We start from the raw sequence: 14,543 nt of genomic DNA on the forward strand, positions 1-14,543 counted from the left end.
ACAACACATGTTCCGCACCGCCTTGCGCAACGTGCTCGCGCACAAGGCCCGGCTCCTGATGACCGTGCTCGCCGTGATGCTCGGCGTCGCGTTCGTGTCAGGGACCCTGGTCTTCACCGACACCATCTCCGACGCCTACCGCACCAGCTCCGCCAAGGGCTTCGACCGCGTCGACGTCGCCGTGACGCCGAAGGCGGGGAAGGCCGGGGGCAACGCCCTCGGCGAGCCCGCCGCGCTCACCCGCACCCAGCTCGACGCGAGCGCGAAGGTGCCCGGCGCCGCCTCCGCCGTCGGCGTCGTGAACGGCTTCACCGCGATCGCCGACCGGCACGGCAAGCTGATCGGCGGCGGCTGGCAGTCCCAGGGCGGCAACTACTGGGGCGCCAAGGACTCCCGGTACCCGCTGAAGGACGGCGCCGCCCCGCACGGCCCGCACCAGGTCGCCATCGACTCCCACACCGCCGCGCGCGCCGGCTACCAGGTCGGCGACACCGTGCGCCTGTCCGTCGACGGCCCGGTCCTGAAGCCGAGGATCAGCGGCATCTTCACCACGGACGACGGCAACGTCGCCGCGGGCGGCAGCCTCACCCTGTTCGACACCGCGACCGCGCAGCGGCTCTTCGGCAAGCAGGGCACGTACGACGAGATCGATGTCACGGCGAAGCCCGGCACCAGCCAGGACGCCCTGAAGGCGCAGCTCGACAACGCGCTGCCCGCCCATCTCGTGAAGACCGCCACCGGCGAGAAGCTCTCCGACGACCAGGCCGAGCAGATCGCCTCCGGCATGAGCGGGCTGCGTCAGGGCCTGCTGGTCTTCGCGGGCATCGCCCTGTTCGTCGGCACGTTCATCATCGCCAACACCTTCACCATGCTGGTCGCCCAGCGCACCAAGGAGCTGGCCCTGCTGCGCGCGGTCGGCGCCTCCCGCCGCCAGGTCACCCGCTCGGTGCTGATCGAGGCGTTCGTGGTCGGCACGGTCGCCGGTGTCACCGGTCTCGCCGCCGGCATCGGCATCGGCGCCGGACTGCGTTCGCTGATGGGCTCGTTCGGCGCGACGGTGCCCGACGGGCCGCTGGTCCTCGCGCCCGCCACGGTGGCCGCCGCGCTCGTGGTCGGCGTCGTCGTCACCATGCTGGCCGCGTGGATCCCGGGCCGCCGGGCCGCGAGGATCCCGCCGGTCGCCGCGATGAGCAGCCTGCACGCGGCGGCCACCACCAAGTCGCTGGTGCTGCGCAACACGATCGGCGCGCTGTTCTCGGCCGCGGGCGCGGCCGTGGTCGTGGCGGCCACGACGATGGACGGCTCCGACGGCCAGGGCCCGATGGGACTCGGCGCGGTCCTGCTCATCATCGGCGTGTTCATCCTGACCCCGCTGCTGTCCCGCCCGCTGATCGCGGCCGCCGCCCCGCTGCTGCGCGTCTTCGGCGTCTCGGGCAAGCTGGCCCGCCAGAACGCGGTCCGCAACCCGCGCCGTACGGCCGCCACCGCCTCCGCGCTGATGATCGGCCTCACCCTGATCACCGGCATGACGGTGATGGCGGGCAGCCTCCAGACGTCGATCGACAAGATGGCCGCCTCGGCGATCCACGCCGACTACGTGGTGTCGATGGCCAACGGCACCATGCTCTCCCCCGACGTCGGCAAGAAGCTCGCCGCGACCGACGGGGTCACCGCCAGCAGCCCGCTGCGCAACGCCCCCGCCCGCATCGGCCGGAAGACCGAGTACCTGACCGGCGTCACCGGCCCGGCGATCGGCAGGCTGACCGACCTGAGCGTCGCCGACGGCTCCTTCGAGGTCGGCGGCGCCCGGATCGTCGTCGACGAGCACACCGCCAAGAAGCACCACTGGAAGGCCGGTTCCACCTTCACCGTCCACTACCGGGACGGCAGGTCGCAGCGGCTGACGGTCGCCGGGCTCTACGAGAGCATCGCCATGATCAGGGGCATCCTGATCGACAACACGACCCTGAGCCCGCACCAGACGGCCTCCGCCGACATGCGGGTCCTGGTCAGGACGGCGGGCGGCGCGACCGGCGCGAACAAGGACCGGCTGGAGAAGGCCCTCGGCTCCAACCCGGCGATCCAGGTCCAGGACAGGAAGGACCTGTCCAACTCCATCGCGCGGATGTTCACCCTGATCCTGAACATGGTCTACGGACTGCTCGCCATGGCGGTGCTCGTGGCCGTCCTCGGTGTCATCAACACCCTGGCCATGTCGGTGTTCGAGCGCGCGCAGGAGATCGGCATGCTCCGCGCGATCGGCCTGGACCGCCGGTCCGTCAAGCGGATGGTGCGCCTGGAGTCCCTGGTCATCTCGCTCTTCGGCGGCGTCCTGGGCATCGGCCTGGGGGTGTTCTTCGGCTGGGCGGCCGGTGAGCTGCTGGGCACGAAGATGCCGACGTACGAGCTGGTCCTGCCCTGGGGCCGGATCGCGCTCTTCCTGCTGCTGGCCGGGGTGGTCGGCGTGCTGGCAGCGCTGTGACCGGCCCGCCGGGCGGCACGCCTGAACATGCTGGCATCCATCAAGTCCGAGTAGCCGCACGCGGATCGAGACACAGACCGAGGCCCCGTTCCCGGAAGGGAGCGGGGCCTCGTGCGTGCTCAGTTCCAGGTGCGCGACCGCAGCGCGAGCCCGGAGTCACCGGACTCGGGCGTACGCACCGCCAGCACCTGGTTGACGCCGATGCGGTTGCGCTCGAAGGCGAGCGCGCAGGCCGCCATGTACAGCTGCCACACCCGGGCGCGGCCCGCACCGGCGAGCCGTGCCGCGCGGTCCCAGTCGGCCTCCAGACGGGCGACCCAGCGGCGCAGGGTGAGGGCGTAGTGCTCGCGGATCGACTCCACGTCGCGGACCTCGAAACCGGCACGCTCCAACTGGGTCACGGTGGTGCCGAGCGGGGCCAGCTCGCCGTCGGGGAAGACGTAGGAGTCGATGAACCGGTCGACGTGGTACTCCTCTTCGTCGCCCTGCGGGCGGCGGGCGATCTGGTGGTTCAGGAGCCGTCCGCCGGGCTTCAGCAGGGCGTACAGGTCGTGCGCGTACTCCAGGTACCGTTCGGCGCCGACGTGTTCGGCCATGCCGATGGAGGAGATCGCGTCGTAGGGGCCGTCGGTCACGTCCCGGTAGTCCTGGACGCGGATCTCGACGCGGTCGGTCAGCCCCTCGTCGGCGACGCGCTTACGGGCGTACGCCGCCTGCTCCTGGGAGAGGGTGACACCGACGACGTGCACGCCGTGCTCGCGGGCCGCGTGGATGGCCATCGAACCCCAGCCGCAGCCCACGTCGAGCAGCCGCTGACCAGGCGTCAGCCCCAGTTTGCGGCAGACGAGTTCGAGCTTGTCGCGCTGGGCCGACTCCAGGCTCCCGCCGACCTGCCAGTAGGCGCAGGAGTACACCATGGACGGGCCGAGGACGAGTGCGTAGAAGTCGTTGCCGACGTCGTAGTGGTGGCTGATGGCGCGCCGGTCGCTGTGCCGGGTGTGCAGATGGCGGCTGCGGCGGACCTCCTCGCGCGGCGGCGCGGGCGGGATCGGGGGTCCGGCCAGCTTGAGCAGCTGGCGCACGGCGGCGCGCGCCTCGGGGTCGCGCAGCGCCTGGAGGGGGGTGCGGCCGCCGTCCTCGCGCTCCCACACCAGCCCGGACATCAGGCCGAGCGCCTCGTACAGGTCGCCCTCGATCGTCAGGTCACCGGCGACCCAGGCGCGGGCGAGGCCCAGTTCGCCGGGCTTGAACAGCACTCGGCGCAGGGCGCGCCGGTTGCGCAGGACCAGGGTCGGTGCGCCGGGTGGCCCGGCCTCCGAACCGTCCCAGGCGCGGACACGCACCGGGAGCGGCACTCCCAGCAACTGCTCGGCAAGACTCGTCAGCCGCCACGCGGCGTCGGCCATGGCGCACACCTCCGTGAAAGGAACAGGCCCACAGGTTCCGGTCGTTCGGGAAACGATCGTGCCCGTCCACCTCATTCCCCGCCGTACGCCCCGCCGTGCAGTCAGTCACCGAAGATCAGTCGCCGCAGTCCCGTGTACGCCGAAGGGGCCGCCCGCACCACGGATGGCGGGCGGCCCCTTCGGGCTGTCGGTACGACCTGAGGTCAGGAGGCCTTGACCTTGGCGTCGGTCTTCGCCTCGGCCTTCGCCTCGCTCTTGTCGGCACCGGCGGCGGCCGGGACCGGCGCGGGCTTGGCCGCCTCGTAGAACTCCTCGCGCGGCTTCTCCATGGCGCCGAGCGACACGACCTCGCGCTTGAGGAACATGCCGAGCGTCCAGTCGGCGAAGATGCGGATCTTGCGGTTCCAGGTCGGCATGGCCAGACCGTGGTAGCCACGGTGCATGTACCAGGCGAGACGGCCCTTGACCTTGATCTTCGTCTTGCCCAGGACGATCATCGCGACGCCCTTGTGGAGGCCGAGACCGGCCACCGCGCCCTTGTTGGCGTGCGCGTACTCCTTCTGCGGGAAGCCGCGCATGCCGGCGATGACGTTGTCGCCGAGCACCTTGGCCTGACGCAGCGCGTGCTGGGCGTTCGGCGGGCACCAGGCGTTGGGGTTGCCCGCGCGGCGGCCGACCATGTCGGGCACCTGGGCGTTGTCGCCCGCGGCCCAGATGTAGTCGGTGCCCGCGACCTGGAGGGTCGGCTCGCAGTCGACGTGACCGCGCGGGCCGAGCGGCAGACCGAAGCGGGCCAGCGCCGGGTTGGGCTTGACGCCCGCCGTCCACACGATCGTGTCGGAGTCGACCTCGAGGCCGTTCTTCAGCACCACGTGGCCGTCGACGCAGGAGTCCATCGAGGTGGAGAGGTAGATCTCCACACCGCGGCTCTCCAGGTGCTCCTTGCCGTACTGGCCGAGCTTGGGGCCGACCTCGGGAAGGATCTTGTCCGCGGCGTCGACGAGGATGAAGCGCATGTCGTCGCGCGAGACGTTCTTGTAGTACTTGGCCGCGTCCCGGGCCATGTCCTCGACCTCGCCGATGGTCTCCGCACCCGCGAAGCCACCGCCGATGAAGACGAACGTGAGCGCCTTGCGGCGGATCTCCTCGTCGGTCGTGGAGTCGGCCTTGTCGAGCTGCTCGAGCATGTGGTTGCGCAGGCCGATGGACTCCTCGATGCCCTTCATGCCGATGCCCTGCTCGGCGAGACCGGGGATCGGGAAGGTACGGGAGACGGCGCCCAGCGCGACGACCAGGTAGTCGAAGGGCAGCTCGTACGCCTCGCCCACCAGCGGGGCGATGGTGGCGACCTTGCGGTCCTGGTCGATGGTCGTGACCCGGCCGGTGAGGACCTCCGCCTTCGGCAGCACGCGTCGCAGCGGGACGACGACATGGCGAGGGGAGATGTTGCCGGCGGCGGCTTCGGGGAGGAAGGGCTGGTAGGTCATGTACGACCGCGGGTCGACGACCGTGACGGTCGCCTCGGCGTAGCGCATCTTCTTGAGGATGCGCCGAGCCGCGTACAGGCCTACGTACCCACCGCCTACTACGAGGATCCTGGGACGCTCCGTGGTGCTCATGCCATCGAGTATCCACCCGCCCCAGGGGGGTCGCTCGTGCGCCCCTTCACAAGCTTATGTAAGGGCTGTGTTAGACTCCGCGGCCCGCGTGACCCAGATCATGTTCACGGCAGGGAACCGCCACCCGGCACACACCGTTGTCAATGGCCCCTGAGCTGCCGATCCGTCCGATTGGCCCTCCGATGGACCCCCTCGCGCCCCTTCGCCGACACCCTCCCGCAACACCGCCGAAACGCTCGCCTGAGCGCACCTCGACGGCCATTGAGCCCTCCTATGGGTCAATCGGCCCGCCCGATCGACCTCCGATCGACCTCCGATCGACCTCTCGGGCGGAATTCCTTGTGAAGAACTTCACGAAGGTTTCCGACGGGGCGTCACCGGCACCCCGCCCAAGTGCCGCAAAAGCCCTCGGCCGGCGGTGCGTCGCGCACCGCCGGCCGAGGGCTCCAGGGTCCGAAGTCCCCCTGCGGACGACCGGGTCAGGCCACCGACCAGGCGATCCCGTCGAGGATGTCGTGCTCGCTGACGACGACCTCCTCGGCGCCGATCCGCTCCATGATCGCGAGCAGGACGAGGGCACCGGCGCCGATCACGTCGACGCGGCCGGCGTGCATCGAGGGCACCGCGGCCCGCTCGGCGTGCGTGGAGTGCAGCAGCCACTCGGTGATCTCGCGGACGCGCTCGCGGGAGAGGCGGGAGTGGTGGATGCGGGCGGAGTCGTACTCGGGCAGCTCCTGGGCGATCGCCGACACCGTGGTGACCGAGCCGGCCAGCCCCACCAGCGTGTGCGCCTCGCGCAGCGGCACGGTCTCCTCGGCGAGGTCGAGGGCGGCCTCGACGTCGGCCCGTATGGCCGCGATCTGCTCCTCGGTGGGCGGGTCGGTGACCGCGCCCTCGTGCACCAGGTGCCGCTCGGTCATCCGCACGCAGCCGACGTCGACGGAGCGGGCGGCGCGGACGTGGTCGTCGCCGACGACGAACTCGGTCGAACCGCCGCCGATGTCCACGACCAGGTACGGCCTGGTCAGGTCCGCGCGGCCGGTCAGCTCGCGGGTGGCGCCGGTGAAGGAGAACTCGGCCTCCTGGTCGCCGGAGATCACCTCGGGCTCGACCCCGAGGATGTCGAGGACACCGCGGACGAAGTCGTCGCGGTTCTCGGCGTCCCGGGAGGCGGAGGTGGCCACGAAGCGCAGCCGCTCGGCACCGAGCTCCTTGATGACCTCGGCGTACTCGCGGCAGGCGGCGAAGGTGCGCTCCAGCGCCTCGGGGGCGAGCCGTCCGGTGCGGTCGACGCCCTGGCCGAGCCGCACGATGGTCATGCGCCGGTCCAGCTCGATCAGTTCACCGGTCTCCGGCTGCACGTCGGCGACGAGCAGCCGGATCGAGTTCGTACCGCAGTCGATGGCGGCGACACGGGTCACTGGGCCTCCTCCTCGGCCTGGGCGGTGCAGGCGTCGTCCGACGCGAGCGTCACGCAGGCGCCCTTGCGCCACCACTCCGGCAGCATCGCGAGGGCCTCGTCGCCGAGCGGGTTCACGCCCGGTCCGGCGGCCAGCGAGTGGGCGACCAGTACGTGCAGGCACTTCACACGGTCCGGCATGCCGCCCGCGCTCGGGAAGTTCTTGAGCTCTTCGATCTCGTCGCGGCGCCGGATGTAGTCCTCGTGCGCGGCGCGGTACGCGGCGGCCAGCTCGGGGTCGGTCCCCAGACGCTCCGTCATCTCCTTCATGACGCCGCCGGCCTCCAGCGTGCCGATGGCCGAGTTGGCCTTCGGGCACGTCAGGTAGTAGAGCGTCGGGAAGGGCGTGCCGTCGGGCAGCCGCGGGGCCGTCTCCACGACGTCCGGCTGTCCGCACGGACACCGGTGCGCGATGGCCCGCAGCCCGCGCGGGGGACGTCCCAGCTGCTGCTTGAAGGCCTCGACGTCCGCGTCGGTGGGCTCGGTGCGCGGAGTGGGCGGCGGAGGCGTTTCCATGACTGTCTTCAGGCTGTCTTTCTCTGTGTCTGTCAGTACTGCGGGTCTGTCAGTGCTGCGGGTCTGTCAGTGCTGCGGGTCTGTCAGTGCTGCGAGGGGCCGCGGGGGGGCTGCGGCACCGTGGGGGCCGGCCACGCGGCTGGTCTCACCAGTGTGCCGGGCTCACCGGTCCGAGGCGTCGGACTTGTCGACCCCGTCCCAGATGTTCGCGTACCAGGGGCGGTCGGCCGCCGTCTCGTCGGTGCGCGCCCGCTGGGCGGCGCCCGGGTCGATCACGACGTATCCGGTCTCGCCGGGGCGCACGTAGTGCAGCCGCTGGCGGATCTGCTGCTCGGCGTACGCGTCGTCCTGCCAGCGCGCCTTCAGGTCGCGCAGCTGCTCGACGCGCTCCCTGGCCTGCTCGCGCTGGCGCTTGAGGTCGGCGATCTCGGCGCGCTGGGAGACGTACTGACGCATCGGATAGGCGAGCGCGACGATCAGCGAGCACAGGACGAGCGCGAGCAGCGCCGCGCGGCCGGTGAGCCGGGAGCGGCGGGCCTGGCGCTTGGTCTGGGAGCGGTAGACACGGGCCGCCGTCTGCTCGCCGAGCAGCCGCAGCCTGGTCGCGGTGGAGAACCGGTCCCGGTCCTTCACAGCCATGTTCCCCGCCTCCCGTTTCACGCGCGTACGTCCCCGCACACGGTACGGGACCGGTACGGGGACGTACGTACGACTGGCGAAGCCTTGCCTAACGGCTCAGCCGGAAGGGGTCAGCCCTTGCTGTGCCCGATGGTCCGCAAAGCGGACGTGCGGGAAGGCTCAGCCCTTGAAGCGCGGGAAGGCGCTGCGGCCGGCGTACACCGCGGCGTCGTCGAGGATCTCCTCGATGCGCAGCAGCTGGTTGTACTTGGCGACGCGGTCCGAGCGGGCCGGGGCGCCGGTCTTGATCTGGCCGCAGTTCACCGCGACGGCCAGGTCGGCGATGGTGACGTCCTCGGTCTCGCCGGAGCGGTGGGACATCATGCACTTGAAGCCGTTGCGCTGGGCCATCTCGACGGCGTCCAGGGTCTCGGTCAGCGAGCCGATCTGGTTGACCTTGACGAGCAGGGCGTTCGCGGAGCCCTCCTCGATGCCGCGGGCCAGGCGCTCGGGGTTGGTGACGAAGAGGTCGTCGCCGACGATCTGGACCTTGTCGCCCAGCTTCTCGGTGATGACGTTCCAGCCGGCCCAGTCGTCCTCGAACAGCGGGTCCTCGATGGAGACGAGCGGGTAGTCCGCGACGAGCTGCTCGTAGTACTCCGTCATCTCGGCGGCGGAGCGCTCCTTGCCCTCGAAGAGGTACTTGCCGTCCTTGTAGAACTCGGAGGCGGCGACGTCGAGCGCGAGGGCGATCTGCTCACCGGGGACGTACCCGGCCTGCTTGATGGCCTCGAGGATGAGGTCGAGGGCCTCGCGGTTGGAGCCGAGGTTCGGGGCGAAGCCGCCCTCGTCGCCGAGGCCGGTGGACAGGCCCTTGGTCTTCAGGACCTTCTTCAGCGTGTGGTAGACCTCGGCGCCCCAGCGCAGGGCCTCGGAGAAGGACTCCGCGCCGATCGGCGCGATCATGAACTCCTGGATGTCCACGTTGGAGTCGGCGTGCGAGCCGCCGTTCAGGATGTTCATCATCGGAACGGGCAGCAGGTGCGCGTTCGGGCCGCCCAGGTAGCGGAAGAGGGGGAGGTCGCTGGCCTCGGAGGCGGCGTGGGCGACGGCGAGGGAGACGCCGAGGATGGCGTTGGCGCCGAGCGAGCCCTTGTTGTCGGTGGCGTCCAGGTCGAACATGGCCTGGTCGATCAGGCGCTGCTCGGTGGCGTCGTAGCCGACGAGCTCCGGTCCGATCTGCTCGATCACGGCGAGGACGGCCTTCTCGACGCCCTTGCCCTGGTAGCGGTTGGGGTCACCGTCGCGGAGCTCGATGGCCTCGAAGGCGCCGGTGGAGGCGCCGGACGGAACGGCGGCACGACCCGTGCTGCCGTCGTCGAGGCCGACCTCGACCTCGACCGTGGGGTTGCCTCGGGAGTCCAGGATTTCCCGGGCTACGACGACGTCGATGGACGGCACGAGCATCTCCTTCTTGGGATGTGACGCTGGGAGTGCGGGGCGCGGGGGCCTCGATGGCCCGGTCCGTGCCCTGCGACTAGAGCCTAACCGCCCGGGGGTGCGGGTCGGCCGACCGACCGCCCCCTGGACACGGCGACCGTAGTACACATTGTTTCCGGGCGGAACAAAGGGGCTGGGGGCGGGTGCAGGCGGGGGAGCATGAGGCGGAAGCAGGGAGCACCGGAAAAAGCAGACCCCGCCCCGGCACGCATGGGGGAATGCGCACGGGGCGGGGAGACTTGGGGGGCGGCTGCTACTTCAGGTGCAGCTGCTGGCCCGGGTAGATGAGGTCGGCGTCCTCGACGATGTCCTTGTTCAGCTCGAACAGCTTCTTCCAGCCGCCCTCGACCTTGTGCTTCTCGGCGATCGAGCCGAGGGTGTCGCCCTTGACGACCTTGTACTCGCCGTCACCCTTCTTGACCTTCTTGCCGGTCGGGGTGCTGACGGTCTTGCTCGCGGCCGGGCGGTCGGTGGAGCGCGTGGCGGCCTGCGGCTCGGCGGCGCGGGCGGTGGTGTCCGGGGTGCTGGTGCTGGTGCCCGCGTTCGTGCCGGTTCCGGTGCTGGTGCTCGTGCTGCCGGAGGTGCCGCCGTTGTACGGGGTGCTCGACAGGCCCGTGCCGCAGTTCGGCCAGGCGCCCTTGCCCTGGGCGGCGAGGACCTTCTCGCCTATCTCGATCTGCTGGGACTTGGTGGCCTTGTCGGCGGTGGCGGCGTACTGCGTGCCGCCGTACGCGGCCCAGGTGGAGGCGGAGAACTGCAGACCGCCGTAGAAGCCGTTGCCAGTGTTGATGGACCAGTTACCGCCGGACTCGCACTGGGCGACGGCGTCCCACTCGGAGGCGGTGGCGGCGGAGGCGTTGCCGGCCGCCATCAGCGGAGCGGCGACGGCGGTGCCGGCGACGCCGGCGAGTGCGAGGGCGCGGATGGCCTTGGCCGGACGGCGGTGCTTGCCCTTGCTGGAAAACAGCATGGATCGATCCCCTCACCGACGCCTGCGAGGTGAGCTGTCGGGTTCGGGCCGGTTGAGTTGCCCGGCCACATCCCTCACGGGACATGGCTTCACCCCGAGCCGGTCACGGCATCAACTGCCGGTTCCGGCACTTACCTTGGGTCCCCCGCTCCTGCCTACGGCGCTTGACGCGACGACTGTTCCCGTACGGCCGCTGGCAGGACTCGGCGTTGCGGCAGCCGGGGCTCGTGGTGACGAGCGGACATGACCGTAGACACGCGATCCGCCGAATTCCAAAGACGATCAGGGCTTCTGAGACTCATCCCACACTTTCACCAAACGGGACATTTAACGCCTAAACGGGGCGTCAACTCCCGCCCCATTTCGCCCGTTCAGGAATCGAAATGCAGGGTCTGACCGGGGGCGATGTGGCTCGGGTCGTCGCCGATGACCTTCTTGTTGCCGGCGTACAGCGCGCGCCATCCGCCGTCCACGTCAAGGGAGTCGGCGATGGACGCGAGGGAGTCACCCTCGCGGACGGTGTAGGCGTGCCGCCCGGCGGAGTGAGCATTCACCCCCTTCGCGTCACTCGTCCCGCTTTCCTCCGCGCTGACGCCACGGTGCCGCCCGCCGCCGACCGACCCGGTGTCGACCAGGCTCCAAGTGCTGCCACTGCGCCACGCGTTGTCGGATTCTTCGGCGCCACGGGAGACCGAGGGCGAACCGTCGCCCGTCCGCGCCTCACTCTTCGCACCGGAAGACGACGACTTGCCGGACTTGCCCGCATTATCGGAGTCGGTCGAGCCGTCACCGACTGCCGCGTCACCCCTCGGTGAGTGCGAGTCCGACGGCGAGGCGTGAGACGCGGAATCGGACGCGGAGCTCTCACCCCGGGAGCCGGAGTCGCCGCCGGAGTCGGATCCGGACGTCTCGCCGGGCGACAGCAGCGAGCCGAGCAGACCGTCCGAGCCGGAGGAGCCGGATGAGTCCGAGGAATCCGACGAATCGCCGGATTGGGACGAACCATCCTTGGAGACGCCGGTGTCGACGTGGACCGAGCTGGAGTCGCTGCTGAGCCCGTAGAGCAGGGCACAGGTCGCCCAGCGCTTCGTGCCCTGGTCGGCGAGGATCTTCTCGGCCACGGCTATCTGCTGCGAACGGCTGGCCTCGTCGGGGCTCGTGGCGTACTGACCGCCGCCGTACTTGTCCCAGTCCTCCTGGGACATCTGAAGGCCGCCGAAGTAACCGTTGCCCGTGTTGGCGCTCCAGGAGCCGCCGCTCTCGCAGTCGGCCACCCTGTCCCACGTCGTGCCGTCCGCCGCGCTGGCACTGGCCGCGCCGAGCAGGGGGATGGCGATGGCAGAGCCGGTCACTCCGGCCGCGACGAGGAGAGCCGGAGCCTGACGGGGGCGACGGTGACGACCGTTCCCGGAGATCATGCGGAAGCCTTTCGTGCGACGGCGTTGACCGGCGCGGCGAAAAAGGCGCACGTGCCGCGCTGACGAGTGAACGTATAGGCACACGATCACTAGTCACAAGTTCGATGCGCAGAGATCACGTGAAGATCACAGCGCCTCCCACACAATCCCCCACCGGCCGCCGATATCCGGATACAGCGGACTCCGTCACCCCCTCTCCATGCCCGCGCGGACGCCCGTCCGCTCCGGTTACGGTCGTGCTGTGAACGCCCCGAACACCGCCCCCGAACTCTTCACCTGGGAATTCGCCAGCGATCCCTACCCGGCCTACGCCTGGCTGCGCGAGCACGCCCCGGTCCACCGGACGCGGCTGCCCAGCGGGGTCGAGGCCTGGCTCGTGACCCGGTACGCCGACGCCCGCCAGGCGCTCGCGGACAAGCGGCTGTCGAAGAACCCCGAGCACCATGCCGAGGACGCGCACGGCAAGAGCAAGACCGGCATTCCGGGCGAGCGCAGTGCCAACCTCATGACGCATCTGCTCAACATCGACCCGCCGGACCACACCCGGCTGCGGCGGCTCGTCTCCAAGGCGTTCACTCCGCGCCGCGTCGCCGAATTCGAGCCCCGCGTCCAGGAGTTGACGGACGATCTGATCGACCGGTTCGCCTCCCGGGGCGAGGCCGACCTCATCCACGAGTTCGCCTTCCCCCTCCCCATCTACGCCATCTGCGACCTGCTCGGCGTCCCGCGCGAGGACCAGGACGACTTCCGCGACTGGGCCGGGATGATGATCCGGCACGGCGGCGGTCCGCGCGGTGGTGTCGCCCGGTCGGTGAAGAAGATCCGCGGCTACCTCGCCGACCTCATCCACCGCAAGCGCGGCGACCTAGGCGATGACCTCATCTCGGGCCTGATCCGCGCCTCCGACCACGGCGAGCACCTCACCGAGAACGAGGCCGCCGCGATGTGCTTCGTGCTGCTGTTCGCCGGCTTCGAGACGACCATCAACCTCATCGGCAACGGCATGTACGCCCTGCTGCGCCACCCCGAGCAGCGCGCCCGCCTCCAGGAGTCGATCGAGCGCGGCGAGTCCGCGCTGCTCGACACCGGGATCGAGGAACTGCTCCGCTTCGACGGCCCCGTGGAGCTGGCCACCTGGCGCTTCGCCACCGAGCCCCTCACCCTCGGCGGCCAGCGGATCGCCACGGGCGACCCGGTCCTGGTGGTCCTCGCTGCCGCCGACCGCGATCCCGCCCGCTTCACCGAGCCGGACACGCTCGACCTCTCCCGCAGCGACAACCCCCACCTCGGGTACGGACACGGCATCCACTACTGCCTCGGCGCACCCCTGGCCCGCCTCGAAGGCCGCACCGCCCTTGAGACGCTGCTGCGCCGGCTGCCCGACATCGAGCTGGCCGCCGACCCGGCCGAACTGCGCTGGCGCGGCGGCCTCATCATGCGGGGGCTGCGGGAGCTGCCGGTGCGGTTCACGTCCGAGTGACGGGCCTCAATCGAGCCGTGAGCCATAAGCCGTGAGCCGTATGGACTCGGGGCCTCGTCCGATCGATATCACCCCTCCACCTCCCTGATCGCGTCCCGGTAGGCGCGCGCCGCCGCTCTCAGGGCCGCCTCCGGGTCGACGCCCGCCGCCTCGGCCCGCGCCGCCAGCGCCAGCAGCTCGTAGCCGACGCCCTCGCCGCTCGGCAGCGGCACGTCCAGTCCGGCCGTCCGGACGCGGGAGGCGAGCTTCGCGGCGAGGGCGAGGCCGGGCTGGCCCAGGGGGACGCCGTCGGTCACCGAGGCGCGCTGCTTCTCCTCGGCCTTGGTGCGCAGCCAGTGCTCCTTGACGTCCTCGGGCGTCTCCGCCGACTCGTCGCCGAACACGTGCGGGTGGCGGTGGATCAGCTTGGCGACGATGCCGCCGGCCACGTCGTCGATGGAGAACGGCTCCTCGGAGTCCTCCTCGGCGATACGGGAGTGGAAGACGACCTGGAGCAGGACGTCGCCCAGCTCCTCCCTCAGCTCGTCGCGGTCGCCGGCCTCGATCGCCTCGACGAGTTCGTACGCCTCCTCGATGCCGTACTTCGCCAGGCCCTCGTGGGTCTGCCGGGACGACCAGGGGCACTCGGCGCGGATCCGGTCCATGACCTGGACAAGGTCGAGGAGGCGGGCGCCGGGCAGGTCGTAGGAGGCGGGGAGCAGCTCCAGCTCGGGCATCTGGACGCGGCCGGAGCCGGCCATGCGGGCCAGGCCGTCCGTGAGGACCGGTTCGCCCTCGCCCGTCGCCACGACCACCACCGTGTGCCCGCCGGTGCAGGCGTCCACCACCTCCTGCGCGGTCGGGGACGCCTCGTCCACGGTGATGCCGGCTTCGCGCAGATACGGCAGCTGCGGATGCGCGCTGTCCGCGCACAGCACGCGGTCGGCGGTGCGCAGGGCCTGCCAGGCGGGCCAGGACAGCAGGCCGGGGGCGACACGGTGGCTGGTGGTGAGCAGGACGATGCGGCCGGGGGCGCTGTCCGGGCCCGGTTCCTGGGCGGAGCCTTCGAGGCTGGTGGTGTTCACGCCTCGAACGT

Annotated in this window: 11 protein-coding genes and 1 riboswitch; of the genes, 2 read left to right on the forward strand and 9 right to left on the reverse strand. The window is 70.7% G+C overall.

What is annotated here, in order from left to right; genetic code table 11:
- Positions 1-7: 7 nt before the first annotated feature.
- Positions 8-2,482 (forward strand): ABC transporter permease, encoded by a 2,475-nt coding sequence (locus QFZ74_RS12825; RefSeq protein WP_307620944.1) that lies wholly within the window; start codon positions 8-10, stop codon positions 2,480-2,482.
- A gap of 119 nt (positions 2,483-2,601) precedes the next feature.
- Here the strand turns inward: QFZ74_RS12825 and QFZ74_RS12830 are convergent, their stop codons facing one another.
- From QFZ74_RS12830 to QFZ74_RS12865, 8 genes are all read right to left on the reverse strand, one after another.
- Entirely contained in the window at positions 2,602-3,888 is a 1,287-nt protein-coding gene (locus tag QFZ74_RS12830) for a cyclopropane-fatty-acyl-phospholipid synthase family protein (RefSeq protein WP_307620945.1), read from the reverse strand.
- Between the two features lie 203 nt (positions 3,889-4,091).
- Positions 4,092-5,507, reverse strand: a complete 1,416-nt coding sequence (locus tag QFZ74_RS12835; RefSeq protein ID WP_307620946.1) for an NAD(P)/FAD-dependent oxidoreductase — start codon at positions 5,505-5,507, stop codon at positions 4,092-4,094.
- Positions 5,508-5,986: 479 nt separating this feature from the next.
- Positions 5,987-6,928, reverse strand: coding sequence for a Ppx/GppA phosphatase family protein (locus QFZ74_RS12840; protein WP_307620947.1), 942 nt, complete (start codon positions 6,926-6,928; stop codon positions 5,987-5,989).
- A complete protein-coding gene (locus tag QFZ74_RS12845) occupies positions 6,925-7,482 on the reverse strand; it encodes a DUF501 domain-containing protein (RefSeq protein WP_307620948.1) in 558 nt (185 codons plus the stop codon). The genes QFZ74_RS12840 and QFZ74_RS12845 overlap by 4 nt, the downstream gene beginning before the upstream one ends.
- Positions 7,483-7,644: 162 nt before the next feature.
- The gene (locus tag QFZ74_RS12850; RefSeq protein ID WP_307620949.1) at positions 7,645-8,121 is read right to left on the reverse strand and encodes a septum formation initiator family protein; all 477 of its coding nucleotides are present in this window, start codon (positions 8,119-8,121) and stop codon (positions 7,645-7,647) included.
- A gap of 159 nt (positions 8,122-8,280) precedes the next feature.
- A complete protein-coding gene (gene eno, locus QFZ74_RS12855; protein ID WP_307620950.1) occupies positions 8,281-9,567 on the reverse strand; it encodes a phosphopyruvate hydratase in 1,287 nt (428 codons plus the stop codon).
- 286 nt (positions 9,568-9,853) lie between these two features.
- Positions 9,854-10,570 carry a transglycosylase family protein gene (locus tag QFZ74_RS12860; protein WP_307620951.1) on the reverse strand — a complete coding sequence of 239 codons (717 nt, stop codon included), beginning with the start codon at positions 10,568-10,570 and terminating at the stop codon, positions 9,854-9,856.
- 4 nt (positions 10,571-10,574) lie between these two features.
- A riboswitch (cyclic di-AMP (ydaO/yuaA leader) is annotated at positions 10,575-10,743 on the reverse strand.
- Between the two features lie 198 nt (positions 10,744-10,941).
- Entirely contained in the window at positions 10,942-11,988 is a 1,047-nt protein-coding gene (locus QFZ74_RS12865) for a transglycosylase family protein (protein WP_307620952.1), read from the reverse strand.
- Between the two features lie 199 nt (positions 11,989-12,187).
- Here QFZ74_RS12865 and QFZ74_RS12870 point away from each other — a divergent pair, with 199 nt between their 5' ends.
- Positions 12,188-13,468 carry a cytochrome P450 gene (locus tag QFZ74_RS12870; protein ID WP_373462379.1) on the forward strand — a complete coding sequence of 427 codons (1,281 nt, stop codon included), beginning with the start codon at positions 12,188-12,190 and terminating at the stop codon, positions 13,466-13,468.
- A 68-nt stretch (positions 13,469-13,536) separates the two neighbouring features.
- Here QFZ74_RS12870 and QFZ74_RS12875 read toward each other — a convergent pair whose 3' ends face one another.
- On the reverse strand, positions 13,537-14,532 hold the full coding sequence (locus QFZ74_RS12875) for a nucleoside triphosphate pyrophosphohydrolase (RefSeq protein ID WP_307620954.1): 996 nt from the start codon (positions 14,530-14,532) through the stop codon (positions 13,537-13,539).
- Positions 14,533-14,543: the final 11 nt, after the last annotated feature.

It is taken from the genome of Streptomyces sp. V3I7 (assembly GCF_030817495.1).
Lineage (GTDB): Bacteria > Actinomycetota > Actinomycetes > Streptomycetales > Streptomycetaceae > Streptomyces.